Origin of the sequence: Microbispora sp. CL1-1 (genome assembly GCF_012034195.1) — a bacterium.
In the GTDB taxonomy this organism is placed as follows: Bacteria; Actinomycetota; Actinomycetes; order Streptosporangiales; family Streptosporangiaceae; genus Microbispora.
In genome coordinates this window covers 499,177-524,726 of sequence record NZ_JAATEK010000001.1, presented here as the reverse complement: position 1 = coordinate 524,726, position 25,550 = coordinate 499,177, and the positions used below count along the sequence as shown (strand labels likewise).

Annotated in this window: 26 protein-coding genes and 1 pseudogene; 12 read left to right on the top strand and 15 right to left on the bottom strand. The window is 72.5% G+C overall.

The genetic code is table 11. The features are described from left to right. Positions 1-179: 179 nt before the first annotated feature. Positions 180-434: a Smr/MutS family protein gene (locus tag HCK04_RS02395; RefSeq protein WP_030509549.1), complete on the bottom strand. Its 255-nt coding sequence runs from the start codon at positions 432-434 to the stop codon at positions 180-182. A 126-nt stretch (positions 435-560) separates the two neighbouring features. Continuing rightward, positions 561-989, bottom strand: a complete 429-nt coding sequence (locus HCK04_RS02390; RefSeq protein WP_142645177.1) for a CBS domain-containing protein — start codon at positions 987-989, stop codon at positions 561-563. 166 nt (positions 990-1,155) lie between these two features. Between HCK04_RS02390 and HCK04_RS02385 the strand changes: the two genes are divergently transcribed. Together HCK04_RS02385 and HCK04_RS02380 are read left to right on the top strand one after the other, a co-directional pair. After that, positions 1,156-2,550 carry an aminopeptidase P family protein gene (locus HCK04_RS02385; protein ID WP_142645176.1) on the top strand — a complete coding sequence of 465 codons (1,395 nt, stop codon included), beginning with the start codon at positions 1,156-1,158 and terminating at the stop codon, positions 2,548-2,550. 582 nt (positions 2,551-3,132) lie between these two features. Beyond that, entirely contained in the window at positions 3,133-3,780 is a 648-nt protein-coding gene (locus tag HCK04_RS02380) for a phosphopantetheinyl transferase-like protein (protein ID WP_142645175.1), read from the top strand. Here HCK04_RS02380 and HCK04_RS02375 read toward each other — a convergent pair. Continuing rightward, positions 3,760-4,701, bottom strand: coding sequence for a cation diffusion facilitator family transporter (locus HCK04_RS02375; protein WP_142645174.1), 942 nt, complete (start codon positions 4,699-4,701; stop codon positions 3,760-3,762). The two genes, HCK04_RS02380 and HCK04_RS02375, sit on opposite strands and share 21 nt — an antisense overlap. 38 nt (positions 4,702-4,739) lie before the next feature. Between HCK04_RS02375 and HCK04_RS02370 the strand changes: the two genes are divergently transcribed. From HCK04_RS02370 to HCK04_RS02360, 3 genes are all read left to right on the top strand, one after another. Beyond that, entirely contained in the window at positions 4,740-5,207 is a 468-nt protein-coding gene (locus HCK04_RS02370; RefSeq protein WP_142645173.1) for a MarR family transcriptional regulator, read from the top strand. Positions 5,208-5,322: 115 nt separating this feature from the next. Continuing rightward, entirely contained in the window at positions 5,323-5,970 is a 648-nt protein-coding gene (locus HCK04_RS02365) for an LppX_LprAFG lipoprotein (RefSeq protein WP_142645172.1), read from the top strand. Further along, entirely contained in the window at positions 5,967-7,604 is a 1,638-nt protein-coding gene (locus tag HCK04_RS02360; protein WP_142645171.1) for an MFS transporter, read from the top strand. The genes HCK04_RS02365 and HCK04_RS02360 overlap by 4 nt, the downstream gene beginning before the upstream one ends. A gap of 108 nt (positions 7,605-7,712) precedes the next feature. Here the strand turns inward: HCK04_RS02360 and HCK04_RS02355 are convergent, their stop codons facing one another. Then, on the bottom strand, positions 7,713-8,180 hold the full coding sequence (locus HCK04_RS02355; RefSeq protein ID WP_221889848.1) for a MarR family winged helix-turn-helix transcriptional regulator: 468 nt from the start codon (positions 8,178-8,180) through the stop codon (positions 7,713-7,715). Positions 8,181-8,241: 61 nt separating this feature from the next. On the opposite strand from HCK04_RS02355, the gene HCK04_RS02350 reads away from it, so the two are divergent. Together HCK04_RS02350 and HCK04_RS02345 are read left to right on the top strand one after the other, a co-directional pair. Continuing rightward, positions 8,242-8,619: a cupin domain-containing protein gene (locus HCK04_RS02350; protein WP_142645169.1), complete on the top strand. Its 378-nt coding sequence runs from the start codon at positions 8,242-8,244 to the stop codon at positions 8,617-8,619. Positions 8,620-8,774: 155 nt separating this feature from the next. After that, complete coding sequence (locus HCK04_RS02345; RefSeq protein ID WP_142645168.1) at positions 8,775-9,191, top strand: cupin domain-containing protein; 417 nt, start codon at positions 8,775-8,777, stop codon at positions 9,189-9,191. A 182-nt stretch (positions 9,192-9,373) separates the two neighbouring features. Here HCK04_RS02345 and HCK04_RS02340 read toward each other — a convergent pair whose 3' ends face one another. The 4 genes from HCK04_RS02340 to HCK04_RS02325 form a co-directional block, all read right to left on the bottom strand. Next, entirely contained in the window at positions 9,374-10,021 is a 648-nt protein-coding gene (locus HCK04_RS02340) for a response regulator transcription factor (protein WP_142645167.1), read from the bottom strand. Continuing rightward, positions 10,012-11,259, bottom strand: coding sequence for a sensor histidine kinase (locus HCK04_RS02335; protein ID WP_142645166.1), 1,248 nt, complete (start codon positions 11,257-11,259; stop codon positions 10,012-10,014). The genes HCK04_RS02340 and HCK04_RS02335 overlap by 10 nt, the downstream gene beginning before the upstream one ends. A 71-nt stretch (positions 11,260-11,330) precedes the next feature. Continuing rightward, positions 11,331-11,978, bottom strand: coding sequence for an alpha/beta fold hydrolase (locus HCK04_RS02330; protein WP_221889847.1), 648 nt, complete (start codon positions 11,976-11,978; stop codon positions 11,331-11,333). Between the two features lie 45 nt (positions 11,979-12,023). Next, a complete protein-coding gene (locus HCK04_RS02325) occupies positions 12,024-13,280 on the bottom strand; it encodes a YbfB/YjiJ family MFS transporter (RefSeq protein WP_240970793.1) in 1,257 nt (418 codons plus the stop codon). 79 nt (positions 13,281-13,359) lie between these two features. Between HCK04_RS02325 and HCK04_RS02320 the strand changes: the two genes are divergently transcribed. Next, positions 13,360-14,109: a TetR/AcrR family transcriptional regulator gene (locus HCK04_RS02320; protein ID WP_142645165.1), complete on the top strand. Its 750-nt coding sequence runs from the start codon at positions 13,360-13,362 to the stop codon at positions 14,107-14,109. Between the two features lie 140 nt (positions 14,110-14,249). On the opposite strand, the gene der is transcribed toward HCK04_RS02320, so the two are convergent. Continuing rightward, complete coding sequence (der, locus tag HCK04_RS02315; protein WP_142645164.1) at positions 14,250-15,680, bottom strand: ribosome biogenesis GTPase Der; 1,431 nt, start codon at positions 15,678-15,680, stop codon at positions 14,250-14,252. A 151-nt stretch (positions 15,681-15,831) separates the two neighbouring features. Then, complete coding sequence (gene cmk / locus HCK04_RS02310) at positions 15,832-16,479, bottom strand: (d)CMP kinase (protein WP_142645244.1); 648 nt, start codon at positions 16,477-16,479, stop codon at positions 15,832-15,834. A gap of 209 nt (positions 16,480-16,688) precedes the next feature. Here cmk and HCK04_RS44050 point away from each other — a divergent pair. From HCK04_RS44050 to HCK04_RS02295, 4 genes and pseudogenes are all read left to right on the top strand, one after another. Beyond that, positions 16,689-16,913, top strand: a pseudogene (locus HCK04_RS44050) (MerR family DNA-binding transcriptional regulator); the annotation flags it as partial. A gap of 29 nt (positions 16,914-16,942) precedes the next feature. Then, on the top strand, positions 16,943-17,884 hold the full coding sequence (locus tag HCK04_RS02305) for a protein phosphatase 2C domain-containing protein (protein WP_205829685.1): 942 nt from the start codon (positions 16,943-16,945) through the stop codon (positions 17,882-17,884). Further along, on the top strand, positions 17,881-19,563 hold the full coding sequence (locus HCK04_RS02300) for an MFS transporter (protein WP_142645163.1): 1,683 nt from the start codon (positions 17,881-17,883) through the stop codon (positions 19,561-19,563). The genes HCK04_RS02305 and HCK04_RS02300 overlap by 4 nt, the downstream gene beginning before the upstream one ends. Positions 19,564-19,673: 110 nt before the next feature. After that, positions 19,674-20,693, top strand: a complete 1,020-nt coding sequence (locus tag HCK04_RS02295) for a TIGR03617 family F420-dependent LLM class oxidoreductase (protein WP_142645162.1) — start codon at positions 19,674-19,676, stop codon at positions 20,691-20,693. Between the two features lie 248 nt (positions 20,694-20,941). Here HCK04_RS02295 and HCK04_RS02290 read toward each other — a convergent pair whose 3' ends face one another. The 5 genes from HCK04_RS02290 to HCK04_RS02270 are packed head-to-tail and all read right to left on the bottom strand — an operon-like array spanning position 20,942 to position 25,448. Next, entirely contained in the window at positions 20,942-22,552 is a 1,611-nt protein-coding gene (locus HCK04_RS02290; protein ID WP_142645161.1) for a PQQ-binding-like beta-propeller repeat protein, read from the bottom strand. Continuing rightward, positions 22,552-23,061, bottom strand: a complete 510-nt coding sequence (locus HCK04_RS02285) for an ester cyclase (protein ID WP_205829684.1) — start codon at positions 23,059-23,061, stop codon at positions 22,552-22,554. The genes HCK04_RS02290 and HCK04_RS02285 overlap by 1 nt, the downstream gene beginning before the upstream one ends. Before the next feature lie 29 nt (positions 23,062-23,090). Next, positions 23,091-23,795 carry a 3-oxoacyl-ACP reductase FabG gene (gene fabG, locus HCK04_RS02280; protein WP_142645160.1) on the bottom strand — a complete coding sequence of 235 codons (705 nt, stop codon included), beginning with the start codon at positions 23,793-23,795 and terminating at the stop codon, positions 23,091-23,093. After that, positions 23,792-24,442, bottom strand: a complete 651-nt coding sequence (locus HCK04_RS02275) for an HAD family phosphatase (protein ID WP_142645159.1) — start codon at positions 24,440-24,442, stop codon at positions 23,792-23,794. Before HCK04_RS02275 ends, fabG begins: the two co-directional genes overlap by 4 nt. Then, complete coding sequence (locus HCK04_RS02270; RefSeq protein ID WP_168065563.1) at positions 24,435-25,448, bottom strand: AfsA-related hotdog domain-containing protein; 1,014 nt, start codon at positions 25,446-25,448, stop codon at positions 24,435-24,437. Before HCK04_RS02270 ends, HCK04_RS02275 begins: the two co-directional genes overlap by 8 nt. Positions 25,449-25,550: the final 102 nt, after the last annotated feature.

Sequence of the window (25,550 nt, the reverse complement as noted above, 5' to 3'; positions counted from 1 at the left end):
GCGGGGCCGCGTCTCGTCCCTCGCACCCCTACGTCGAACGAGCGGCTCAGGGATCGACACGGCCCGGAAAAATCTTCCGCCGAGTCACCGGCCGATCCCTCCTGCCCGCGTTCCGTACGGACGCCGCGGGTGTGGCCTCGGGCCGGATCAGCAGGTTCTTGACAGGACGTGAGACGCCGCTACTTCCACTGGAAATAGACGAACAGGCGGCCGTGGTTCTTGGAATCCTTGTCGATCCGGTGGTAGAGCGCCTTGATCTCCTTCTGCTCCAGGAAGCGCAACACCTTCTTCTTGAGCTGGCCGGACCCCTTGCCCGGGATGATCTCCACCTGGGTCGCCTTCTTGCGTACGGCCTCCTGGATGATGCCGTGCAGCGCCTTGTCGATCTCGCTGCCCTTGTTGTAGATGTCGTGGAGGTCGAGCTTCAGCTTCACGCAAGCGAGTCTAAGTCGCCGCTCGCCGCGCAATACGAGATACGTGACGCGGAACAGGGATGCGGAACGCGCGACAGGGACGCGGGGCGAGGCGGGGACCGCACCCCACGCAGACAGGGCCCGGAGTCAGCCGTTGATGTAGCCGACGAGGGCCTCCTTCTCGCTCTCCAGCTCCTGGATCGAGGTCTTGACGACGTCGCCGATGCTGACGATGCCGGCCAGCCGGCCCTCGCGGACGACGGGCACGTGCCTGATCCGGTGGTTGGTCATGGTGCGGCGCAGCTCGTCGACGTTGGTGTCCGGGCCGCAGGTGCGCACCTCGGCCGTCATGATCGATGAAACGGGCATGGTGAGCAGCGCGGCGCCGTGCTCGTTGAGCCGCCGTACGACGTCGCGTTCCGACACGATGCCCGCGATGGTCAGACCGTCCTCGGAGACCACGACCGCGCCGATGTTGAGCTCGGCGAGCCGGGCGAGAAGCTCGGACACCGTGGCGTGCGGCGGAACGGTCGCCACACCTGTTCCCTTGCTCTGCAAGATCGTCCCGATGAGCATCGACACCACCTCTCAGGGGCACCCGGGGGATCTGTCCCCGCTTCCGCTCCCGCCGGCCGGCCGGAGCGGCGAAATCCTGTTTCCCCAGGCAACAGCGGTCGTCGTACATCGTCAAGGGCCCCCACCCCTACGATGGCGAAATATCACCGCACCCTGGGGGCAGAGGATGGCCGAGAAACTCAACACCGGGAGTCACGATCTCCCGGTCACGGAAGCGCTCGCGGAGTTCATGCGCGGAGGCTGGGCCGACGTGCACGAGGACGTGGCGCCGCTGCCGGTCGCCGCGTACGCGGCCAAGCGGCGGGCCCGGCTCATCGAACGGCTGCCCGGCGAGCGCCTCGTCATCCCCTCGGGCACGCTGCAGGCCCGCAGCAACGACGACGACCACCGGTTCCGCACGCACAGCGCGTTCGCCTACCTGACCGGCGACCAGCAGCCGGACGACGTCCTGGTGATCGAGCCGTCGGGTGAGGCGCGGCTGTTCCTGCATCCCCGCCCGTCCCGTGCCGAGTCGCAGGAGTTCTACCGCGACCGGCGGTACGGCGAGTTCTGGGTGGGCCGCCGTTTCGACCTCGCGGAGGCCGAGGCGGCGTACCAGATCGAGTGCGCGCACATCGGCACGCTGCCGGCCGCGCTGAGCGGGCCCGCGCGCGTGCTGCGCGGGGTGGACGCCTCGGTGGACGCGCTCGTCTCCCCCTCCGGCGACGACCGGGACGCCGAGCTGGCCGCGGTCCTGTCGGAGCTGCGGCTGGTCAAGGACGAGTGGGAGATCGCGGAGCTCCAGCAGGCGGTGGACGCGACGGCGCGCGGGTTCGAGGACGTGGTGCGCGCGCTGCCCGCGGCCCTCGCGCACCCGCGCGGCGAGCGGTACGTCGAGGGCGTCTTCGGCCTGCGCTCGCGGCTGGAGGGCAACGCGGTGGGCTACCAGTCGATCGTGGCGTCCGGCGCGCACGCGTGCGTGCTGCACTGGATCCGCAACGACGGACGGCTCGACCCCGCCGAGCTGCTGCTGCTGGACGCCGGGGTCGAGGGCGACAACCTCTACACGGCCGACGTCACCCGCACGCTGCCGCTGTCGGGCCGGTTCAGCCCGGTGCAGCGGCAGGTGTACGACCTGGTCTATGAGGCGCAGACGGCCGCCATCGCGGTGCTGCGCCCTGGTGTGCGCTTCCGCGAGTTCCACGAGACCGCGATGCGGGTGATCTCCGACGGGCTGCGCGAGTGGGGCCTGCTGACGAAATCGCAGGCCGACGCGGGCCTGCACCGGCGCTACACCCTGTGCAGCAGCGGCCACATGCTGGGCCTCGACGTGCACGACTGCGCCCGGGCGCGGGCGGAGACCTACCTGGACGGCGTGCTGGAGGAGGGGCAGGTGCTGACCGTGGAGCCGGGGCTCTACCTCCAGCCCGACGACCTGACGCTGCCGCCGGAGCTGCGCGGGATCGGCGTCCGCATCGAGGACGACCTCGTGATCACGGCCGACGGCGCCCGCCTGATGTCGGCCGCGCTGCCCCGCCGCTCCGACGAGATCGAGGCGTGGATGGCCGCTCTGGCCGGGTGAGCGACCCCCGATCCGGGCTTCCGGTCCGGGCCCGCCGCCGGGCCGGAAGCCATACGAGCACGTCCGTCGCGGACCCGCGCGCACCTCACAGACAGGATGCCGTGCAGCACCTCACAGACAGGATGCCGTGCAGCACCTCACAGACGGGGTGCCGGCACGACCGGCAGACCGGCCGTCCGTTGAAGGCGGCCTGCGCACCGACCGTCGTGAACTGCGCCTGCGTGGAGACCTGCGCCTCGGCGTCGCCCCCCATCAGGCCTCGGCGTCGCCCGCCATCAGAACGGCTGCGGTAGCGAGAGCGGCACACGGCACACCGGCCGTCGGCAGCGCTGTGGCGTAGCGCGCTGATCGTCACGCATGCCGTCATCCGGATGCCGTTGTCCGGGCCGGACGGCGCCCGCCCCGTGTCCGCGCTGCGCCGGCCCCGCGGACGGGCGGGTCGCACCCCGCGCGAGCCGTAAGAGCCGTACGGAGCCGTCCGCGGAGCCGTCCGTGCCGCTACCCGTCTCGGCCAGGTCAGCGCACCCGCGATGGAGAGGCCCAGTTCACGTGATCGTCACATCGCTCCCCTACAGTGGCCTCGTGCGCCCCCCACTGGCCGTGGCCGGCCACACCGCCGACGTGCTGGACATGGTCGCCGGCACGCTCACCGAGGCAGAGCGCGAACGCGCCGAGCGCTTCACCCGCAAGCGGGACCGCCTCGACTTCGTCGCCGCCCACCTGCTCGTACGGCACTGCGCCGCCGAGCTGCTCGGCACCCGCGCCTGCATGCTGACCGTGGTGCAGCGCTGTGAGACCTGCGGGCAGGCCCACGGACGGCCCTGGCTTGCCGAGGCCCCCGAGGTGTCGATCAGCCTGGCGCACACCTCGGGCTACGTCTGCGCGGTCGCCGGGCTCGGGCGGGTGGGCGTGGACGCCGAGCACGCCACGTACGGCCCGGCCGACGAGAGGCTGGTGGAGCTCGCGCTGACCCCCGCCGAGGCGAAGCTGGTCGGCGACGACAACCGCGGGCTGATCCGCCAGTGGGTGCGCAAGGAGGCGCTGGTCAAGCGGGGAGAGCTGACGCTCGACCGGCTGCGCGAGGCGGACCTGTCGGCCCTGCCGCTTGAGGAGGGGCTGTCGGGCCCGCTGGAATGGCAGGGCCGTCACTTCGTCGAGTGGACGGCCGGCACGGTGATCGCGTCCGCGGTCACCGACGAGCCCGCCAAGCTACGCCTCCTTGGCGGCTGACCGTCCCGGGGTGGGGTCGAGGAAGACCTGCCGGATCTCCGGGAACCGCTCGGTGAGCCGCCGCTCCACCTGGTCGGAGGCGAGCTCCAGCCGCTGCCCGGACGTCTCGTCGCGGAAGTCGACCTTCGCCGCGACCATGACCTGGCCGGGCCCCATCATGACGGTGACGAGCTCGACGACGGCCTCGACCTCCGGCTGGGCGGCCAGCTCGCCGCGGATCTCCTCCTGCAGCCCGTACGGCGCCGCCTGGCCGATGAGCAGCGAAGCGTTGGTCCTGATCAGGGTCAGCGCCACGCCGAGCAGCAGCAGACCGATGACGATCGAGGCGGCGCCGTCCCACACTGCCGAGCCGGTGAGCCGCGACAGCAGCAGGCCGACGCCGGCCGTGGCGATGCCGAGCAGCGCGGCGGAGTCCTCCAGCACGACGGCCTTGAGCACGGTGTCGGAGGTGCGCCGCAGCAGCCGCCCGGGGCTCACCCGCCAGCGGCGGGCCTCGCCGCGGAGCTGCCGCAGCGCCTTCCCGAGGGAGACCGACTCGATCGCGAAGGACACCCCGAGCACGACGTACGACACGCCGACGTCGCCCAGGCTCTCTCCTTCGGTGATCGTGTGCCAGCCGTGCGTCAGCGAGAACCCTGCCCCCACGACCAGTGTGAAGCAGGCCGCCACGATCGCCCACAGGTAGGCGGCCCTGCCGTGGCCGAGCGGATGGCGGGAGTCGGCGGGGCGCTCGCCGTGCCGGATCGCGGCGAACAGCACGACCTCGGTGGCCGTGTCGGCCGCGGAGTGCGCCGCCTCGGACAGCATCGCCGAGGAGGAGCTCATCAAGCCCGCGACCAGCTTGGCCAGCGCGATGGCGAGGTTGGCCGCGCCCGCGACCACGACTGTGCCGAGGCTCTCACCGTTCTCGCTGTCGGCCATTCCGCTCCATTCGCTCAAGTGATCTTATGCTGGTCGTCATGGAAGCCCCTCATTGGCTCACCCCGCACGAGCAGCGCGCCTGGCGGGCCCATCTGGCCGCCCACCGCCTGCTCTTCCACCAGCTCGACCGGGAGCTGCAGGGCACCGGGCTGTCGCTGAACGACTACGAGATCCTCGTGAACCTCTCCGAGAGTCCCGGCCGCCGCATGCGCATGAGCGAACTGGCCGACGCGACGATCCAGTCCCGCAGCAGGCTGTCCCACCAGATCTCCCGGATGGAGGCCGCCGGCCTGGTGACCCGCCAGGACTGCGAGGACGACCGGCGCGGCACGTTCGCCGTGCTGACCGACCACGGCTGGGAGACGATCCAGCGGGTCGCGCCGGACCACGTGGCGAGCGTCCGCCGGCACTTCATCGATCTCATGACGCCCGAGCAGGTGTCCGCCCTCGACGAGATCTACACGCCGATCGTCGATCATCTGCAGGCGGTACGCGGCACCCGGTGAGGAGGCCGTGGGGCGGCGCGGGGTGAGCACCGGCTCCGGCTTCCCGCGACAGGCGGGGCCAAACCGTTTCCCGCGGGAGCGCGTGCCGGCCGCGCTCGATCGCTACGATCCGGCTGTGCGAACAATCCTCGGGCTCGTCGTGGCCGGCCTGCTGCTCGTGACCGCCTGCAGCGCGAAGAGCGAGACTGCCCTGCCGGACGGTCCCGCGCTGCTGAAGCGCTCGGCCGATTCCATGCGCACGGTCAAGACGGTCGCCTTCACGATCGAGACCAAGGACAAGCCCGCCATCCCGGTCCGGCATGCCGAGGGCAGCCTCACCCGGGAGGGCGACGCCAAGGGCACCCTGCAGATCGAGATCGCGGGACTGCAGGAGATCGAGTTCGTGCTCGTCGGTGACAAGGTCTACTTCAAGGGACCGACCGGCGGCTTCCAGACGATGACCCGGCAGCAGCTCATCGCCCTGTACGACCCCTCCGCCGTGCTGACCGGCGTACCCGACCTGCTGTCCACCGCGCAGGATGTCCGGACGCAGGCGGAGGAGAAGATCGGCGACGCCGCCGCCTACCGGGTGACGGCCGCGCTGTCGCAGCAGGTGCTGGCCAAGCTGGTCCCCGGCGTGCAGCAGGGGGTCAACGGCACGCTCTGGCTCGACAAGGCCACCAGCCGCCTGCTCAAGCTCGACCTGCCGCTCACCGGCGGCTCCGTGGCCGTGACCATGGGGGACTACGACGCCCCCGTGACCATCGCCCCGCCCGCGTCGTGACCGGCGCCACCGACGCCACCGGCACCGGCAGCGCGAACGCGACCGGGGCGGCCGGGCCGGCCGGGTCCGTCGCGCGGCGGCGCCGGCTCGCGCTCGGCGTCGGCGGGGCCGCCGTGCTGCTCGCCGCGCTCGACGCGTACGTCGTCGTCACCGTGCTCGTGGACGTCGCCGCCGATGTGGGCGTGCCGCTGAACCACCTGGAGCGGGCGACTCCGGTCGTGACCGGGTTCCTGCTCGGGTATGTCGCGGCGATGCCGCTGCTCGGCCGCCTGTCCGACCGGTACGGCAGGCGCGCGCTGATCCACGCCTGCCTGGCCGGGTTCGCCGCCGGTTCCCTCGTCACCGCTCTGGCGGCGGGCGTCCCCGCACTGGTCGCGGGCCGTACGCTCCAGGGCGTCGCGGGCGGCGCGCTGCTGCCGATCACGATGGCCCTCATCGGCGACCTGTGGGACGAACGCACCCGTGCGGTGGCGCTCGGCGCGGTCGGTGCGGCGCAGGAGCTCGGCAGCGTGCTCGGCCCGCTGTACGGCGCGGGCCTGGCCGCCCTCGCCGGATGGCGCGGCATCTTCTGGGTCAACCTCCCGCTCGCGCTGCTGGCCGCCGTGGCCGTTCAGGTGGCCGTCCCCGGCGGGCGCGGGCCGTACGGCCGGCCCTCCCGCGAGGCGGGCACGGGCAACGCAGGCACGGGGACGGTGGGCGCGGGGACGGCGAGCACAGACGAGGCAGGCGCGAGCACGGGCAAGGCGGGCGTGGGGAAGGTGGATGCGGGCGGCGGTGTCCTGCTCGCGCTGGCACTAGGCCTGCTGGTCGCCGGGCTCTACAACCCCTCCCCCGACACGGCCGTGCTGCCGCCGTGGGGGCTGCCGTGTGTGGCCGCCGGAGTGGTCGCGGCCGTGCTGTTCGTGCTGTGGGAGATCCGCTCGCCGGTCCGCCTGCTCGACCTGACGGGCGTCCCCAGGACGCCGCTGCTCGCCACGCTGGCGGTGAGCCTGCTGGCCGGGGCGGCGCTGCTGGTCACGCTGGTCGACGTGCAACTCGCCGCACAGACGCTGCTCGGGAAGGACGCGGTGGGCGGAGCCCTGGTGCTCACCCGGTTCCTCGCCGCGCTGGCGGTCGCGGCGTTCCTCGGCGGGCTCCTGGTGCGGCGCTTCGGCGAGCGCCCGGTGGCCGTGGCGGGGCTGGCGGTGGCCGCCGTGGGCTACTGGATGATCTCCCGGTGGCCGCTCGACCTGGCCTCCACCGGCGTGCGGATGGACGTCGACCTCGTGGTGGCCGGCCTCGGCCTCGGCGTGGTGATCGCCCCGGTCTCGTCGGCGGTGCTGCGCCTGGTGCCCGCGGCTCAGCACGGGGTGGCGTCGGCGGCGGTCGTGGTGGCCAGGATGATGGGCATGCTGCTGGGCGTGGCCGCGCTGTCGGCCTGGGGCTTCCACCGGTTCCAGTCGCTCACCGCGCACCTGGACACGCCGCTGCCGTTCGGGGTGGAGGCGGCCGAGTACGCCCGCAGGCTCGCGGACTACACGGCGAAGGTGCAGGCGGCGCTGCACGCGGAGTACACCGAGATCTTCCTGATCACGTGCGGGCTGTGCGTGCTCGGCGCGGCCGCCGCCCTGGCCCTGCCGCGCCGCCGCGCCTGACCCCGAGCCTCATCTCCCCCGCCTCGTCTCGCACCTGCTCGCGGGATTCCTCGTTCCACGACCCATCCCGCGTCTGTTCCCGGGCCCTTTTCCGGCGCGGGGACCGGGTCAGGTGCCGAACCAGCCGGGGAGGTCGAGGCGGAAGATGTCATGCGGCGTCACCTTGCGCAGGTCGGCCTCCAGTTCCCTGAGCCGTTCCTCGCCGATGACGGCGGCCCAGCGTGCTCGCAGCTCGTCGAAGACGCGGGCCGAGCGCACCAGCATGTCCACCCCGGACTCCGTCAGCCGTACGATCTTGCGGCGCGTGTCGCGGGGGTCGCGGGCGCGCTCCACGTAACCGATGCGCTCCAGCGTCTCGATCGTCTTGCCCGCCGCCTGTTTGCTGACGCCCAGCGTGCGGCCCAGCTCCACCGCGGTCGTGCCCTCCGGGCCGATCGCCTGCATGGCGAAGCCGTGCATGGGCCGGGCGTGCGGGTGCCCCTGCCGGGCCAGCTCGGCGTGCAGCTCGTCGATGAGTACGCGAAACCCCAGGAAGAGCCGCAGGGGCAGCTCGAAGCCGGGCGGGTCGATTGACACAGATAGACAACCTGGTTCACTATTACCGACAACGACGTTGTCTATCCTAGGAGACGCCCGGATGTCTGTCATCCGCCATGCCCAAAGCCGCAGATCCGAGACCCCGGCCGGGGTCATGACCACCTTCGCCTCGCCCACCCTGGGCGGCGCCACCCGGGCCCTGTGGCGTGTCGAGGCGACCCCCGCGACCAGTGGGCCGCTGCACGACTTCGACGCCGAGCAGGTGTGGACCTTCCTCGGCGGCACCGCCACCATCGAACTCGGCGACGAGACGTTCACGGTCGCGCCCGGCGACACCGTGGTCATGCCGCCCTCGACCCCGCGGCGCGTCACGGCGGGCGCCGACAAGGGGTTCACCGCCGTCGTCACCGCCCCCGCCGGAGCCAGGGCCATCCTGCCCGACGGCACCGTGCACGGCGTGCCGCCCTGGATCGCCTGACCTCCGGTCTTCCCTCCTGTCTCGCCCTTCTCCCCCGCGGACCGTGCGGCAACCCGTCCGGCACCCCTGCCCGGACGGCACCCGGCCCGGCGACCCATCCGATGCTCGCCCCGGCAACGTCCGGCACCCGGCCCGCTCTCACCAAGGAGTCACGCATGCCCCTCATCCGTTCCGCCGACAGCCGCAGGAGCACCACTCCCAACGGCGTCATGACCACCCTCGCCTCGCCCACACAGGGAGGCGCCACCCAGGCCGTCTGGAGGGTGGACATGCCGGCCGGAAACTCCGGTCCGCACCACGCCAGCGACGGCGAGCAGGTGTGGACCTTCCTCACCGGCGGCGCGACCATCGCACTCGACGGCGCGACCATCGCCGTCGAGGCGGGAGACACCGTCGTCATGCCCGCCGACGTGAGCCGCCGGGTGCACGCGGACGCGGAGTCCGGCTTCAGCGCGATCGTGGCCGCACCGGCCGGCTTCGAGGTCTACAACCCCGGCGGGACGACCGCCGTGGACGCATGCGACCTCGCTCCGAAGGGGACCGACCGGATCGTGCCGCCCTGGATCCTCTGACCGCCCGTACGCCGCAGGTGTGCTCTTGCTCCTCTGACCGGCCCGTACGCCGCGGGCGCCCTGGATCCTCTGACCGGCCGTACGCCGCGCGGGGTCGTCCGGCGCGCCTCCGGACCGCCCCGGCGGCAACCCGAACGACTCAGGACGAGATCGGCTGCGGCCACCCGGCCCGGCGCGCGTGGTCAGGAGCGGAGGTAGGCCAGCACCGCGAGGACGCGGCGGTGCTGGTCGCCGTCCTCGGCGTGCAGGCCGAGCTTGGTGAAGATGCCGCGGATGTGCTTTTCCACCGCGCCTTCGGTGACGACGAGGCGGCGGGCGATCGCGGGGTTCGACCTGCCTTCGGCCATCAGCGACAGGACCTCGCGCTCGCGCGGCGTCAGCGAGGCCAGCGGGTCGTCGCGGCGCCGCCGCACCATCAGCTGGGCGACGACCTGGGGATCGAAGACCGTCCCCCCGGCGGCGACCCGGCGCAGGCCGTCCATGAACTCCTCGACGTCGACCACGCGGTCCTTCAGCAGGTAGCCGACCGCGCCCCGGGCGTCGGCCAGCAGGTCGTCGGCGTACGACACCTCGACGTACTGCGAAAGGATCAGCACGGGCGCGCCGGGCACCTTCTCCCGCACCTCGACGGCGGCGCGCAGGCCCTCGTCGGTGAACGTCGGCGGCATCCGCACGTCGACCACCGACACGTCGGGCCGATGGGCCGCGACGGCCTCGATCAGGGCCTCTCCCGTGCCCGCGGTCGCGACGACCTCGCAGCCGAACTCCTCCAGCAGGCGGACGAGCCCCTCCCGGATGAGGACGGCGTCGTCGGCCACCACTACGCGCACGGAACCTCCGCCGTGATCAGTGTCGGTCCGCCCACGGGCGACCGCACCGACAGCTCGCCGTCGACGGCCCGCAGGCGGTCGGACAGGCCGGACAGGCCGTGTCCCTTTGCGACGTGTGCGCCGCCGACCCCATCATCCCCGATCGTGAGGATGAGCGCGTCGCCGATCCTCGTCAGCCCGACCGTGCAGGACGTCGCCCTGCTGTGCTTGGCCACGTTGGTGAGCGCCTCGGCGGTCACGAAATAGACGGTGTTCTCGATGAGCGCCGGATAGCGCTCGGCCGTCTGTACGTCCAGCTCCACGGGCACCGTGCAACGGCCGGCGAGGGCGGCGAGCGCCGGGGCGAGGCCGCGGTCGGCCAGGATCGGCGGGGCGATGCCGCGCGACAGCGCCCGCAGCTCGTCCAGGGTCTCCCTGGTCGCGCTGATGGCCTTGCCGATCGTCTCGTGCGCGGCCGTCGCGTCCCTTTTCAGCTCCCGCTGGGCCCGCGACAGCTCCATGGCCAGGTGGACCAGGCGCTGCTGGGGGCCGTCGTGGATGTCGCGCTCCAGGCGGCGCAGCGCATCCGCCTCCGCGTGGGCGGCGGCGTGACGGCCCTCGGTGAGGTCGTCGATGCGCTCCTGCAGCTCGGCGACGCCGGTCAGCAGCGCCCGCGCCAGCGACGCCTTGATCAACGCGCAGGAGCGGACGACCGGATAGAGCGTGAGGGCGAAGACCCCGCCCACGACCAGATAGAAGACGCTGTCCACCAGGTAGCCCCGGCCGAACCCGAGCAGCTCCGGCAGCTGATGGTTGTCCGGGATGTTCGACAGGATCCATCCGTACAGCGGGTAGGTCAGCCCGCTGATCGTCACGCACCACCAGACGACGGTCACGCAGAACGCCACAAGCGCGACCGGGAAGTTCAGCAGCGCGTGCAGCACGTCGAGCCAGGGCTGGCCTCCGGCGAGCGGGGTGACGGTCTTCCGGAGCACGCCCGCCCCGGGCGGTGATCTCGGATAACGCGGCCGGGGCAGATCCCTGCCCAGCACCGCGCGGATGCGGAGCCGTTCGACGTCGCCCATTCCCCGGGCGATGAGGAGGGTCAGGGCGAGGACGGGCACGCCCAGCCAGACCACCAGCAGGCCGGCGCCCGCCGACAGGCCGGTGACCGTGAGGCAGAACGTGATGGTCGCGAGGGGGAACCCGACGAGGATATAGACCGTGTCCCCGCCGAGGCGGGAAAGAAGTCGGCGCATGTCCTCCACGCTATTGACTCGCCCGCCGCTGATCGATCCGGCGGACGGCAGTCTCGGGGGTAGGGCTTTCCCTACCCTCGGGCCCCGGCCGCCTCGGCAAGAATCTCCAGCAGGTCCTCCGGGGCGTCGCGCATGAGGTTGTGCCCGCCGTCCAGCGCGTACGTCGCCCACGCGGGGTCCGCGCGCAACCGCTCGTACGTCGGCGTGAAGGGGGACGGGCCCTCCCAGCCCGCCGCGTACACGTACACCCGGCGGCCGGCGCGCGCCGGATCGCCGGTCAGCCGGAGCGGCTGGAGCAGCGAGGCGATCGGGTGAGGGGTGGCCCGGGGGTCGAAGAACGGCAGCGGCCGCGTCGCGAAGCCGGTGTCCACCACGTCCGCGTACCACCGCCGCTCCCGGTCCGAGACCAGGCTCCAGCAGGAGTCGCCGTCCGCCGGCACGACCGCGTCCAGATAGACCAGACCGGTGACGCGGCCGGGCAGGCGGTCGGCGACCCCGGTGATCACCATGCCTCCGTAGCTGTGACCGACCAGCACGGCGTCGCGGACGTCCTCGGCCTCGAGCACCCCGGTGACGTCCCGGATGTGCGTGTCGAGGTTGACCTCGCCGTCCAGTAGGTGGGCGCGTTCGGCGAGCCCGGTCAACGTCAACGGCACGGCCCGGTGCCCGAGGCGGCGCAGCCCCTCGGACAGCTCGTGGAAGCACCAGCCGCGTGGCACATGCCGGGGATCAGGACGAACGTGGTCATGGTGGGCCTCACTGCCTCACTGCCTCGTGGACGATTCGACGTCGCGGGTCTTCTCGGCGGGAGCCGCTCCGGCGCGGCGGGTGGGAGCCGCCAACGCCGCGACCACGGCCGCGGCGGCGCACAGGATCGCGGTCCACGCCAGGGTGGCGGTGGTCGAGGTGTGGTCGGCGACCAGCCCGGCGAGCCACGGCCCCGCGGTCTGCCCGGCCGCGAAGATCGTGGTGAACGCCGCCAGGATGGCCGTCCAGTCGGCGGGCGGGGTGTTCGCCTTGATGAGCGCGGTGACGGCGGCGGGCACGCCCATGAACGTCGCCCCGTAGACGATCGCGGAGGCGAGGACGACCGGCGGCGCGGGCGCCGCCATCGCCAGTGCCGCGCCGCTGCTCAGAAGGCCGAGGAGCACGGCCAGGGCCCGGGTGCCGGGCCACGCGGCGGTCGGACGGCTCCACAGCGCGGGCGACGCCATCACGGCCAGGCCGAGCGCCGTCCAGGTGAGCACCACCTGGCCGAGCGGCGCGTGCCGGTCGGCCAGGTAGGCGGACAGGAAGGTGATGTAGGTGATGTAACCGGCGGCGAACAGCAGGTAGGCAAGTGCGATCCCCCACAACGGCCGCACGTGGACCCGCACGTGGACCCGCCCGGCGGCCCGCGTCTCCCTGCCTGCCTGCGCCTTCCGGTCCGTCTCCGGGTCCTCCCCCGCACGGGCGGGGCCCCAGCTCAGCAGCGCCGCCAGTCCGGCGGCCACGCCCAGACCGGCCCAGGCCAGATGAAGACGGTCGCCCAGCGGCGGGATGCCGACACCGCCGAGCACGATGCCCAGCCCGGTGCCGGCGAAATACACGGTGATGGGCGTGCCGGAGGCCGCACGGGCGGCGAGGCGCGACGCGATGACGCCACCGGTGATGAACACCGCCGCGCCCGCCGCCCCGGCCCCGGCTCGCGCCGCCACCAGCACCGGATAGGCGTCGCTCGTCGCGGTGACCGCCAGCGACAGCGCGGTGAGGACCATGCCCCACCGGAAGGTGGCCGCCGTGCCCAGGCGGCGTACGACGACCGCGGTCACCAGCGCGCCGAGCAGATAGCCGAGCCCGTTGGCGGTGCTCATCGCCCCGGCTTCGGCCAGGGACCAGTGCAGCTCGTCCCGCATCGCCGGAAGGAACAGCCCGTACGCGAAGCGCGCCAGCCCGAGGGCCGACGCCGTGCCGAGAGCCAGCAGCACCGCCTGCCGCGTCTGACGGCGCGCCGGCGGGCCCATGACGAGGGCGTCGGACATGATGGCTCCCATAGATCGAACCGATCGGTACGATCTCGGAGCGTAGCAGTGGATCGAACCGGTCGGTACCATCTGGGGTATGCCGGTTCCCAAGGGCTCGACGATCGACCCGGAGCGCACCCGCGCCGCCATCCTGAAGGCGGCCACCCCCGTGCTGTACGAACGCGGGCTCGACGGCATCGGCGTCGCCGAGCTGTGCGCCCTCATCGGGGTGTCGAAGGAGACGCTCTATCGGCACTTCGGCACGAAGGACGGGCTCGTAGAGGCCATGCTCCGGGCCCGCAGCGAACGGGTGGGCCGATGGCTGGCCGAGGCCGTCGCCGCGGCCGGGGACGACCCTCGCGACCAGCTCGCCGCGGTGTTCGACACGCTGGGCGAGTGGTTCGAGGACCCGGTCTTCCGCGGCTGCGCGATGGTGAACGCGGCGGCCCAGCATCACGACGAGACCGTGCGCGCCGTCACCACGCGCCACCTCGGCCGCTACATCGACCTGCTGACCGGCATCGCCGAGCGCGCCGGGGCCGCCGACCCGCCCCTCCTGGGGCGTCAGTTGCTCATGCTGGTCGAGGGCGCCACCGTCGTCGCCGCGCACCACGGCGCGGCCGGCACGAGCGGGCAGGCCCGCGAGGCGGCGCTCACCCTGCTGTCGGCCGCCACACAGAGCGCCGACGGAGACGCCCCAGGCGGCAACGGCGGCAACTCGGGTGCCAGAGCGGGCAACCCAGGCGGCAACGGCGACAGCTCAGGCGCCGGCGGAAAAACCCCAGGCGACAGCGGCCACGGCTCAGGAGCCGGCAGGGACAACCCGGGCGGCAGCGGCCACAGCTGAGGCGGCGGCGACTGAAGCGTCCACCCGGGAGGCGCCCCCGGCGGCGCCCGAGGCGGCCGGCTCAGGCGGTGGGCTCAAGCGGCGGCGGCCGAGGCCCCGCACCGGCCGGGGGTTGCCTAGGCCCCCGGCCGGCCCGAAGGTTACTTCTTCTTGCGCTTCTCGCGGATCTTCATCGTCACCTCGATCGGAGAGCCCGCGAAGCCGAACTCCTCGCGGATGCGCCGCTCCAGGAACCGGCGGTAGGTCTCCTCCAGGAACGCCGAGGTGAACAGCACGAACTTCGGCGGTTCCGTGGACGCCTGGGTGGCGAACAGGATCTTCGGCTGCCGGCCGCCGCGCACCGGCGGCGGGGTGGCCTGCAGCAGCTCGGTGAGGAACTGGTTGAGCCGGGCCGTCGGCACCCGCGTGCCCCACGACTCCAGGGCCCGCTCGATGGCCGGGGCCAGCTTCTCGACATGGCGGCCCGTCTTCGCCGAGATGTTCACCCGCAGCGCCCAGGGCGTGCGGACGAGCTGCCGGTCGATCTCCTTCTCCAGGTAGTAGCGCCGGTCCTCGTCGACCAGGTCCCACTTGTTGAACGCGACCACCATCGCCCGGCCCGACTCGATGACCAGGCCGATGATCCGCAGGTCCTGCTCGGTCAGCACCTCGGAGGCGTCGATCAGCACGACCGCGACCTCCGCCCGCTCCAGCGCGGCCCGCGTGCGCATCGCCGCGTAGAAGTCGGCGCCCTTCAGCTCGCGGTCGCGCCGCCGGATGCCGGCCGTGTCGATGAACCGGTACGTCGTGCCGCCCAGCTCGACCAGCTCGTCGACGGGGTCGCGGGTGGTGCCGGCCATCGGGTCGACGAGCACCCGCTCCTCACCGGCGAGCTTGTTGAGCAGCGACGACTTGCCCACATTGGGCTTGCCCAGCAGCGCGATCCGGCGCGGGCCGCGCCGTTCGCCGAACGTCTGCGGCGGCGTCTCGGGCAGCGCGTCGAGCACCACGTCGAGCAGGTCGCCGCTGGCGCGGCCGTGCAGGGCCGAGACGGGGTGCGGCTCGCCCAGGCCGAGCGACCACAGCCCGCTCGCCTCCAGCTCCATCTGCTGGTTGTCGACCTTGTTGGCGGCCAGCACCACCGGCTTGCCGGAACGGCGCAGGACCGCGCCGACGGCCTCGTCGGAGTCGGTGACGCCGACGCTCGCGTCCACCACGAACAGGATCACGTCGGCCAGCTCGGCCGCGATCTGCGCCTGCTCGGCGATGCGCAGCGCCATACCGGTCGCGTCGGGGTCCCAGCCACCGGTGTCGACCAGCGTGAACCGGCGGCCCCGCCAGGTCGCCTCGTAGGTGACCCGGTCGCGGGTCACGCCCGGCACGTCCTCCACGACCGCCTCACGGCGGCCGATGATGCGGTTGACCAGCGTCGACTTGCCGACGTTGGGGCGCCCCACCACGGCGACGACCGGCAGCGGGCCCGCGTCGGGCTCCCGCTCGGTCTCCTCACCGGAAAGCTCGGCGAGCTCGGCCTCGATCCAGCCGCCCTCGTCCTCGTCGTACTCCCCCGTCACGTCCATACCCTGCCTCATCGGCTGCTCTTCCCGTTTCTCCCCGGCCTCCCGTGAGGCCTCCCGGCGGACCGCTTCCGGGGCCGGGCTCCGTTCGTACGCCGCACCGCGTGGCCCATCCCCGGCGCGGCGGACGCGGCGCGGGAGGGGGGTCAGGCGGGGCGGGCGGGCGTCAGACCCGCTCCTTGACGAGCCGGAGCACCTCGGCGATCACCTCGTCCAGGTCCAGCGGCGTCGTGTCCAGTTCCACCGCGTCCGCGGCCTTCGCCAGCGGATCGGCCTTGCGCGTCGAGTCGAGCGCGTCGCGCCGGGCCATCGCGGCCTTCTGCGCCTCCACCGTCGTGCCGTCCAGCTCCGCCGTACGGCGCAGGGCGCGGGCCTCGGGGTCCGCGGTGAGGTAGATCTTGACGGGCGCGTCCGGCGCTACCACGGTGCCGATGTCGCGGCCCTCGACCACGATCCCGCCACCGGGCAGGGAATCGGCGATGATCTGCCGCTGCAGGGCCACCAGCCGGCGGCGCACCTCCGGGACCGCGCTGACGGCCGACACCGCGCCGGTCACCTCGGGGCCGCGGATCGGCCCGTTGACGTCGACGCCGTCCACGGTGACACCCGGCGCGTCGGGGTCGGTGCTCATCACCAGTGTGGGCTCGCCGGCCCTCGCGGCGATCTCGGCGGCGTCCTCCAGGTTCACGCCCCGCTGGAGCATCCACCAGGTGACCGCGCGATACATGGCGCCCGTGTCGAGGTATCGCAGGCCCAGCGCCCGCGCGACGCCCCGCGAGGCGCTCGACTTGCCCGATCCCGAGGGACCGTCCATGGCGACGACCAGACCGGACACCGGTTCTCCTTCTCCCCATCGAGTTGTCGCCCACGAGGCTACCGGGATACCGCCGGAAAGCGTGCATCGGCGGCGGACCTGCCGCCCTGGACCGGACGGCGCCGGACGGCCACGCCGAGACCGGGCCCTCCCGCGCCCGTTCCAGATGTCCCTGTGTAGCTTCCTGCGCGGATTGACCTTGCCCCTGGGTGAAGCCGCAGCATCGTCGGCACCGGCCACGGCGGCCGGGACGAGGAGGACCGGGACGAGGAGGAGTGGTGCGGGAGCTGCTGACCATCGGGACGTTCGCGCGGGCCGCCCGGCTGTCGCCCAAGGCGTTGCGGCTCTACGACGAGGCCGGGCTGCTGCGGCCCGCCGCGGTGGACGGCGAGTCGGGTTACCGCTACTACGACCCGGTGCAGCTGGAGCGGGCCCGCCTGATCGCCGGTTGCGGCGGCTCGGCATGCCGCTGGCGCGCATCCGGCGGGTGTGCGACCTGCCCGCGCAGGACGCGGCCGAGGAGGTGGCCGCCTATTGGCGGCAGGTCACGGCCGAGACCCGGTCCCGGGACCGGCTCGCCGCCTTCCTCGTCGACCACCTGTCGGGAAGGGGCAGTGCCGTGCAGGACGCCACGACCACGCTGGAGATCCGTTATGCCGCCCGGTCGGAGCCGGGCCCGGTGCGGACGAGCAACGAGGACATCGCGTACGCCGACGAGCGACTGCTGGCGGTGGCCGACGGCATGCGCGGCCAGGGCGGCGACCGCGCGAGCGCGGCGGCCGTCGACGCGCTCAATCGCCTGCTGACCCTGCCGGTGCCCGCCGAGGACCTGCTCGGCGCGATCGCCGACGCCGTCGGCGACGCCGAGCGCGCGATCCGGGAGATCGCCGCCTCCGTGCCCTCGGGAGAGGCGGTCACCACGCTGACCGCGCTCGTGTGGTCCGGGTCGCGACCCGCGCTGGTGCACATCGGCGACAGCCGGGCCTACCTGTTCCGCGGCGGAGGGCTGTTCCAGATCACCCACGACCACTCGTACGTGCAGTCGTTGATCGACGAGGGCCGCCTCACCCCGGAGGAGGCCGCCTCCCACCCGAGGCGCTCGCTCCTCGTCCGCGCGCTGACCGGCGCCGGGTCCTCCCTGCCCGACCTGTCGATGCGCGAGGCCGCACCCGGCGACCGTTATCTGCTCTGTACGGACGGGCTGCCGGGTGTCGTGCCCGCCCGCGTGCTGCGCGAGACGCTCGGCGGCCCCGGAGGTCCGCAGCAGGTCGTCGACGAGCTGATCGACCGCGCGTACGCCGCCGGAGCCCCCGACAACGTGGCCTGCGTGGTGGCGGACGTGACAGCCCGCCCGGCGGCGGAGGAGGATTCCACGGCCGCCGGCGAAGCCGGGGCCGCGCGATGAGCCCCACGACGGCGCGGCAGCCCCGCTCTGCCACCCGATCCTCCAGGCGGGCCTCCGTTCGGGCCTCCGTTCGGGCCTTCGGCGTCGACTGGCGGCCGCTGGCCGTCCCGGCGTTCCGCCGGATGTGGGCCGCCTCGGTGATCTGTGCCGTGGGCGGATCCTTCAGCGTGGTCGCGGTGCCGACGCAGCTGTTCACGGTCACCGGATCGTCGTCGGCCGTGGGAACCGCCGCGGGGTTGTCGTTCGCCACGCTGGTCGTGGCAGCGGTGTGGAGCGGCGCCCGCGCCGACGTGAAGGACCGCCGGACGATACTGCTGGCCGCCCACCTCGGCCTGGCGCTGACGTACACGGCGCTGTGGCTCCAGGCGGTCCTGGGCGGCCGCTCCGTCCCCGTCCTGCTGGTGGCGGTGGCCTTCCAGGGGCTGACGTACGGGACGGTGCTGACGACGACGGGGGCCACCGTGCCCCGTCTCGTCCCGGCCGAGCTGCTGCCCGCGGCCAACAGCCTCAGCTCGCTGGTCCGCTACGGCGGGTCGGTCCTGGGGCCGATGCTCGCCGGTGTGCTGGTCCCGGTCGTGGGGCTCGGCACGCTGTACCTGTTCGACGCCGTCGCGCTGCTCGCCGTGGTGTGGGCCGTCGCCATGCTGCCGCCACTGCCGCCGCCTCCCGCGACGGGCACGCAGGACACAGCGAACGCGGCGGGCACCGGGGGCAATGGGGGCAACGGGGGCAACGGGGGCAACGGGGGCAGGCCGAGCGAGGGGAGCGTGGCGGGCAAGGGGGCCGCGGCGGGCGCGGAGCACGCGGCGGGGCGGATGCTTGCCGGGTTCCGCTACCTGGCGGCCGACCGGCTGCTCGTGGCGGTGCTGGCCGTGGACCTCGCGGCCATGGTCTTCGGCATGCCGTCTGCGCTGTTCCCCGAACTGGCCCGTGACGTCTTCGGCGGCGCGGCCGGGGGCGGCCCGGAGACGGGACTGCTCTACGCCGCCTATCCCGCCGGGGTCGTCGTGGCCGGGCTGCTGTCGGGCACGTTCACCCGTGCTCGACGCCACGGCGCGCTCGTGGCGGGTGCCGCCGTCGTGTGGGGGCTCGCCGTCGTGCTCGTCGGCCTGGCCGCCGAGCTGTGGATCGCGGTGTCGGCACTCGCGCTCGGCGGCGCGGTCAACTGCGTGCTGAGCGCCTTCCGCACCACGATCACGCAGGCGCGCACCGACGACGCCGTACGCGGGCGCGTGCAGGGCGCGCTCACCATCGTGCTGAACGGAGGGCCGCAGATCGCGAACCTGCTGCACGGTTTCGCCAGCGCACGCGTGCACGACCTTGCCGGCGGGCACTTGCACGATCCCACCAGCGCGCACCTGCACGACCTCACCAGCGTGCACCTGCACGACGCCACCGCCGGTGTGCTGGACGGCCCACGCCTCGTGATCTGCGCGGGCGGGCTGCTCACCGTGATCACCGCGGCGGCGATCGCCTGGGCGGTCCCCGAGCTGCGCCGCTACAGCGCTTCCGCTCCCGCCACGGCCCCCGCTCCCGCCCCAGAGCCGGAACCAGGCGGGCCGGCTCGCCGGGCGACGCCCGAAAAGTCGCCGGAGAGAGGCGTGGGAAACCCGGAAAGGCGCACGGACGCCTCGCCCGCCGCCGGCGCTGGGCCAGGAATATCCACACGACCTAAGTGACAGGCCCTTCTCCACCTAAAGAAACATGTTCCCCGGCGCCTTCTGGCCCCCTATATCGCTGCGATGTTTTCATCGCTGCCGTGAGTTGACGTGCGAGGAGGAGATCGTTCGTGCGAATCGATTTTCACGGCATAACTGCCGGGCCCGAGATATTCGGGGACTGGGCGGCGCGGGCGGAGGAGCTGGGTTACGACTCGATCTGGCTGTCGGAGACCCAGCACGATCCGTTCGTCGGCCTGACCGCCGCGGCCCTGCGCACCACCCGGCCCTCCATCCGGACGGGCCTGGCCGTGGTTTTCGCCAGGAACCCGATGACGACCGCGATGCTGGCCAACGACCTCCAGCTGGTCTCCCGGGGGCGTTTCGCGCTCGGCATCGGATCACAGCTGCAGACGCACATCACCAAGCGTTTCAGCATGCCCTGGTCCAGCCCGGCGCCGCGGATGCGCGAGTACATCCTGGCGCTGCGTGCCATCTGGGAGTGCTTCGCGACGGACGGGCGGCTGCGCTTCCGCGGCGAGTTCTACCGCCACACGGTCATGAGCCCGTTCTTCAATCCCGGGCCCAATCCGTACGGCCCGCCGCCGATCCTGCTGGCCGGGGTGGGGCCGATGATGACGCGCCTGGCCGGCGAGCTGGCGGACGGGTTCCTCGCGCACATCATGACCACCCGCAAGGCCCTGGAGGAGGTCACCCTGCCCACGCTGCGCCAGGCGCGTGAGGCGGCGGGCAAGTCGATGGACGGCTTCCAGGTCCATGTGACGCCGATCGTCGCGGTCAGCGACGACGAGCGGGAGCTCCAGGCGGCGATCCGCCGGGCCAAGGAGTCGATCGCCTACTACGCCTCCATCCCGAGCTACGCGCCGGTGCTGGAACTGCACGGCATGGGCGCACTGAAGGACGAGCTCTACCGGCTGGCCGGGGCCGGCCGGGCCGCCGAGATGCCGGACGCCGTCGACGACTCGGTGCTGGAGACGTTCGCGATCGTCGGCGGGTTCAAGGAGGCCGCGGTCAAGATCCACGAGCGGTTCGGCGACCTGGCCACCAGCCTCGCCTTCTTCCAGTCGATCGAGCGCTCGCCCGACGAGATCCAGCCGTTGCACGAGGCCCTGCGCGGCCAGTTGTCCTGACAGGACCGGTCGTCCTGACAGAAGACGCGAGACGAGCGGTGGCCGGGAGCCGGCCACCGCTCGTTTCGGTCTCGCCCCGCGTGCCGCTCAGTTCTCCGACCCGACCGCCGCCGGTGGGAGGAACTCCGGCAGGACGACGGCCTCGCCGAGCCGGCGAAGCCGCCCACGACCACGATCACCGCGAGCGCCCTCCCGGAGGGGCAGAAGTGCCGTGGCCGGGAGGGCCGCCGCGACGACGGGTGCGAGCATCATCGCCCGTTGACGGAGAACGCGTAGAACGTCTTGCTGCCCTTGCCGTGGATGAAGCGGTTGTCGTATCCGTTGCCCCAGAACACGGTGCCGTCGACAATGGCCGGCCCGGCGTTCGAGGATCCCTCACCCAGGTAGTCCCAGAGGATCTTGCCGGTGGCGCCGTCCAGGGCGTACATGTGACCGCTCATGGAACCGGCGAACATGACCCCGTTGGCCGTGGTCACCGCGGCCATCGTCTCCTCGTTGGACGGATCGGCGCGCTGCCACAGGATCCTGCCGGTGACCGCGTCGAGCGCGAAGAAGATGCCGTTCGTGGTCACCGTCCCGTCGGGAAGCGTGTACGCCACGTGGCTGGTGTTGGCGTTGCTCAGATAGATCTGGCGCCCGTCGGTGGCGCTGCCCCACTCGATGCCGCCGTGCGTGCCGCCGGGGCCCACCTGCCTCTTCCAGATGGTCTTGCCGGTCCGGGCGTCGAACAGCCAGTACACACCGCTCTTCTGGCCCGCGCCGACCACCAGGCGCGGCAGCCCGCCGGGGCCGGGAACGGTGTAGAGATGGCCGCCCTCGGCGAAGTCGTAGTCGCCGCCGTTGTGCGGCGGGCAGTGCTCCGGAGGGCCGATCTGGCAGGCCACGGTCCAGGCGTCGAACACCTTGTCCCCGGCCGCCCACTTGATCGCGCCGGTGGTCAGGTCCAGCGCGAGCAACTGGTCGATGTGGTTGTCGTCGGGCAGGCACTCCTCGGGCGTGCCGCCGTTCTCCTGGCACTGCAGGACGTCGTCGGGCAGGCTCACGTTCTGACCCGTCCCGATGATCACCTGGTGGTGCACGGGGTCGATCACCGGGTTGGTGGGCCACACCCCGCCGCCGGCGAACCCGCCCGGCCTGCCGCCGTTGTCGGGCACGGTGTACGTCTTCCAGAGGATCCTGCCCGTCGCGGCGTCCACCGCGTTCATGCTGCCGCGGAAGCTGCAGCAGGGGTAGCCGGGCAGGCCCGCCAGCGCGGCCTCCTTCGAGGAGACGCCCTGGTAGACGACCCCGTTGTAGACGACGGGCGAGCCGGTGAGCACGGCCGCGAACTGGTCGTCCAGGGTGGTCTTCCAGATCAGGTCGCCGGTCCGGGCGTCCACGGCCATGAGGTGCGCGCCCTGGCCGCCGTTCGGGCCGTTCTGGTCGCCGAAGTACAGCCGGCCGTTGACGTAGGCCGGGCTCGACCGGACGATGCTGCCCTCGATGCCGTTCCAGTCCGACACCTTGCGCTGCCAGATCACCTTGCCCGTGGCGGCGTTCAGCTTGTAGAAGTAGCCGCCCCAGTCGGGCACGTAGACCGCGCCGTCGACCACGGCGGGGATGGCCGAGGTGTCGCCGGTCGTGGTGAAGGTCCACTTGACGGCGAGCCGGCGGGCGTTCGCCGGGCTGATGCGCCGTTCGAAGGGGTTGGACTTGCTGTTGAAGGTGTCGTGGCCGCCCATGGCCCAGTCCGCCGGGGACGGCAGACCCCATGTCCGGGCCGGCACCGGGACCGACGCCTGGGCCGGGGCCGTGCTCGCCCCCACCACCAGGGCCATGACCGCGGCGGCCACCAGCCGCATGCGCACTCGCCTCGTCATCACAGCCCCTCCGCCGCGGCGGCGTCGGCGGGCGTGCGGTGCTCGGGGGTGAACACCCCGATCTGCCGCAGCAGGGTCAGCTCGTCCCGGGCGCCCCAGTGCTCGACCGCCTTCCCGTCCGCGATCCGGTAGAAGTGCAGATGCTGCACCCGCACCTGCCTGCCGGTCGGCGCCACGCCCAGGAAGTCGCCCGTGTGCCTGCCGCTGAAGGTCACCCGGCAGGCGAACTTGTCGCCTTCGGCGATGAACTCGTCCACCTGCCACCTGGCCTCGGAGAAGGCGCGGCGCATGTAGCGGGCCGTCGCGAGGTATCCCTCCGGGCCGCCGCCCACGCCCGGCGACGCCTCGTGATCCACGAAATCCGGCGCCACGTACTTCCTGGCCGCCTCGTCGTCCAGCTCGCCGAACACCTTGGCGATGCCGATCGCCACCTCGACCAGTTCGGGCGTCGCGCCGGGTGGCGGGGCCTGCACCGAGGAGAGCATCTCCCCTACCTCGTCGATCATCATCGTTTCCTTTCTGCCGGTGCCTCGGTGGTTCAGTGGCCCAGACCGGATCCGCCGCTGATCGGGATCGCGGCGCCGGTGATGAACGAGGCCTCGTCGGAGGCCAGGAAACGCACGGCCGGCGCCACCTCCTCGGGGCGTCCCGACCTGCGCAACGCGGTGATGCTGTGCAGATAGGCGCGGTGCTCCGCGCTGAGGCCCGCCACCATGTCGGTCTCGATGAGGCCCGGCATGACCACGTTGACGGTGACCTTGCGGGGACCGAGCTCCCAGGCGAGGGAGCGGGCGAAGCCGACGAGGGCGGCCTTGGACGCGGCGTAGTTGGTCACGCCCGGCGAGCCCCAGAAGGCGGTGGTGGAGCCGATGAAGATGATCCGCCCCCACCGGGCCTTGACCATGTCCGTGACGGTCGCCTTGGCCACCCGCATGGCGCCGAGGAGGTTGGTGTCGACGACGGTGGCGAAGTCCTGCTCCTTCATCGCCATGAACAGGTTGTCCCTGGTGGTGCCGGCGTTGGCGACCAGGACCTGGACCGGGCCGTGCTGCACCCGCACCTCGTCCACGGCCGCCTCCACCGAGGCGCTGTCGGTCACGTCGCACCGCACGCCGAACAGGCCCTCGGGCGGCTCGCCCGAGCGATAGGTGACGGCGACCTTGTCACCCGCGTCGGCGAACGCGCGGGCGATGGCCAGGCCGATGCCGCGGTTGCCCCCGGTGACCAGGACGGAACGGCTCACGGTGTCCTCACTTTCAGGTGCTCGCCCAGCGCGGTGATCGCCTGGGCCGTGTCGGTGAACCGGACGGCGCGCCATCCGGCGGCCTCCGCGCCCTCGCAGTTCCTGGCCAGGTCGTCGACGAAGATCGAGCGGGAGGCGGGCACGCCGGACCGCCGTACGGCGAGCTCGAAGATCTCCCTGCCGGGCTTGCGGCAGCCCACCTCGAAGGACAGCACCACCTCGTCGAAGTGGGCGGCGGGGTCGATCATGCGGCGCCAGTGGTCGTCCCACGCGGGCACCATGTTGGACAGCAGCCCGACGAAGAAGCCCTGGCCGCGCAGCGCGCGCAGGTGCCCGGCCCACTCGTGGTTGGCCTCGCGGCCGTCGAACCACGCGTCGGCCAGGCTCGTCAGGCGGGGCTCGATCCCGTGGTCGGCGCGCAGCACCTCGCCGATCTGGGCCAGCCACTCGCTCTCGGTCACGAGGGGCGTGTCGATCGGCAGCATGATGTCGTCGGTGCCGTACGTCGCGGTGACCTTGAGCACGGCGTCGATCAGCGGCTCCATGGGGATGTTCTGCTTGGTGCAGAAAGTGGCCAGCGTGTGGCTGATGGGCGGAGTCAGGACGCCGCCGAAGTCGGTCCAGATCGCCTCGACGGGTTCAGCCATGGCGCACCATCGCCAGCGTCACCTCGGCGATCACCGTGCCGTCCTGCGTGAAGGAGACGTCCACCCGGTCGCGTGCCGGCCCGCCCGCGCCGGAGCCGCGCGCCCGATCACCGCTCGCGCCGTACGGCACGCGGACCGCGGCGGCGTGCACGGGCAGGTCGAGCTCGGCGAAACGGCGGAACCCGCCTGTCACCGAGACCGGCCAGACCACCGCGTCGCCGCAGGCCACCACCGCGAGCTGGCGCGCCGCCTCGGTCAGCACCATCGCGGGCAGGTGGTCGTAGTCGTGGTCGAACAGGGACCGGTTGCCGAACCGGGGCCGCACGAGCGCCCGCGCCCCCGCCTCCCCGCGCTCGACCTGGGCGAGGACGACGTTGAGAGGGTTGTTCCGCCCGACCACGGCGGGCGGAGCCGCGAGCGGGCCGGCGTCGTCGGGCATCTCTCCGGTGGAAGGAGCGGGAGTGCCCCGGACCACGGTGCGCAGCGCCGCCAGCTCGTCGTGCGAGACGACCTGGACCTGCATCTCGTGCGTGCCGGCGTGCCGGTCGCCGAGCCGCAGGTCCTGGCGGACCACTCCCTGGCGTACGCGCCCCCGGCGCAGCCGGGTGACCTCGAAACGGCTGTCGATGAGCAGCTCGCCGGGCAGGCGCCCGATCCGCAGGGCGTCGGCGTCGGGCAGATCCAGCTCGAACCTGTCGACCATCATGATCGTGTCAGGCGGGAAGCCCAGCATGTGCCCGCCGGCTATCCCGGCCTGACGGCCCGCCTCGAGGATCAGCAGCGGGTCGAACAGACCAGGCCCGCACGGATGGTCGCTGTAGTACCCGTGGCTGAGCGGCAACTGGGCGGCCACCAGCAGCCGCTGGGGCCCGGCCAGGGCCATGTCGGTCACGAACACCTCGGCGACCGAGGTCCGGTGGACGAGTGTGCGCTCCATGGTGCGGTTGAAACGTAATTCGGCGGCGCTCACCGGGTCGTCGGCGACTTCCAGGTCGACCGTCATCATCACCTCCACTGAATGGAAATGGAGCAGAGGCGACTGTGACACAGGCCGATGAAACGGAGGTAGAAGGACGATAAAAGCAGACGGGCGCATACCACTTTCGGC

Excerpts from the sequence above, each read along its gene's own strand:
- HCK04_RS02305 (WP_205829685.1), top strand. The coding sequence starts at position 16,943 with ATGCCGCTGGCGCGCATCCGGCGGGTGTGCGACCTGCCCGCGCAGGAC.
- HCK04_RS02375 (WP_142645174.1), bottom strand. The coding sequence starts at position 4,701 with ATGGCCGACAGCGAGAACGGTGAGAGCCTCGGCACAGTCGTGGTCGCG.
- HCK04_RS02390 (WP_142645177.1), bottom strand. The coding sequence starts at position 989 with ATGCTCATCGGGACGATCTTGCAGAGCAAGGGAACAGGTGTGGCGACC.
- HCK04_RS02290 (WP_142645161.1), bottom strand. The coding sequence starts at position 22,552 with ATGACGAGGCGAGTGCGCATGCGGCTGGTGGCCGCCGCGGTCATGGCC.
- HCK04_RS02270 (WP_168065563.1), bottom strand. The coding sequence starts at position 25,448 with ATGATGACGGTCGACCTGGAAGTCGCCGACGACCCGGTGAGCGCCGCC.
- HCK04_RS02335 (WP_142645166.1), bottom strand. The coding sequence starts at position 11,259 with ATGCGCCGACTTCTTTCCCGCCTCGGCGGGGACACGGTCTATATCCTC.
- HCK04_RS02325 (WP_240970793.1), bottom strand. The coding sequence starts at position 13,280 with ATGTCCGACGCCCTCGTCATGGGCCCGCCGGCGCGCCGTCAGACGCGG.
- der (WP_142645164.1), bottom strand. The coding sequence starts at position 15,680 with ATGAGGCAGGGTATGGACGTGACGGGGGAGTACGACGAGGACGAGGGC.
- HCK04_RS02320 (WP_142645165.1), top strand. The coding sequence starts at position 13,360 with ATGCCGGTTCCCAAGGGCTCGACGATCGACCCGGAGCGCACCCGCGCC.
- HCK04_RS02285 (WP_205829684.1), bottom strand. The coding sequence starts at position 23,061 with ATGATGATCGACGAGGTAGGGGAGATGCTCTCCTCGGTGCAGGCCCCG.
- HCK04_RS02370 (WP_142645173.1), top strand. The coding sequence starts at position 4,740 with ATGGAAGCCCCTCATTGGCTCACCCCGCACGAGCAGCGCGCCTGGCGG.
- HCK04_RS02345 (WP_142645168.1), top strand. The coding sequence starts at position 8,775 with ATGCCCCTCATCCGTTCCGCCGACAGCCGCAGGAGCACCACTCCCAAC.
- HCK04_RS02275 (WP_142645159.1), bottom strand. The coding sequence starts at position 24,442 with ATGGCTGAACCCGTCGAGGCGATCTGGACCGACTTCGGCGGCGTCCTG.
- HCK04_RS02350 (WP_142645169.1), top strand. The coding sequence starts at position 8,242 with ATGTCTGTCATCCGCCATGCCCAAAGCCGCAGATCCGAGACCCCGGCC.
- cmk (WP_142645244.1), bottom strand. The coding sequence starts at position 16,479 with ATGGACGGTCCCTCGGGATCGGGCAAGTCGAGCGCCTCGCGGGGCGTC.
- HCK04_RS02300 (WP_142645163.1), top strand. The coding sequence starts at position 17,881 with ATGAGCCCCACGACGGCGCGGCAGCCCCGCTCTGCCACCCGATCCTCC.
- HCK04_RS02385 (WP_142645176.1), top strand. The coding sequence starts at position 1,156 with ATGGCCGAGAAACTCAACACCGGGAGTCACGATCTCCCGGTCACGGAA.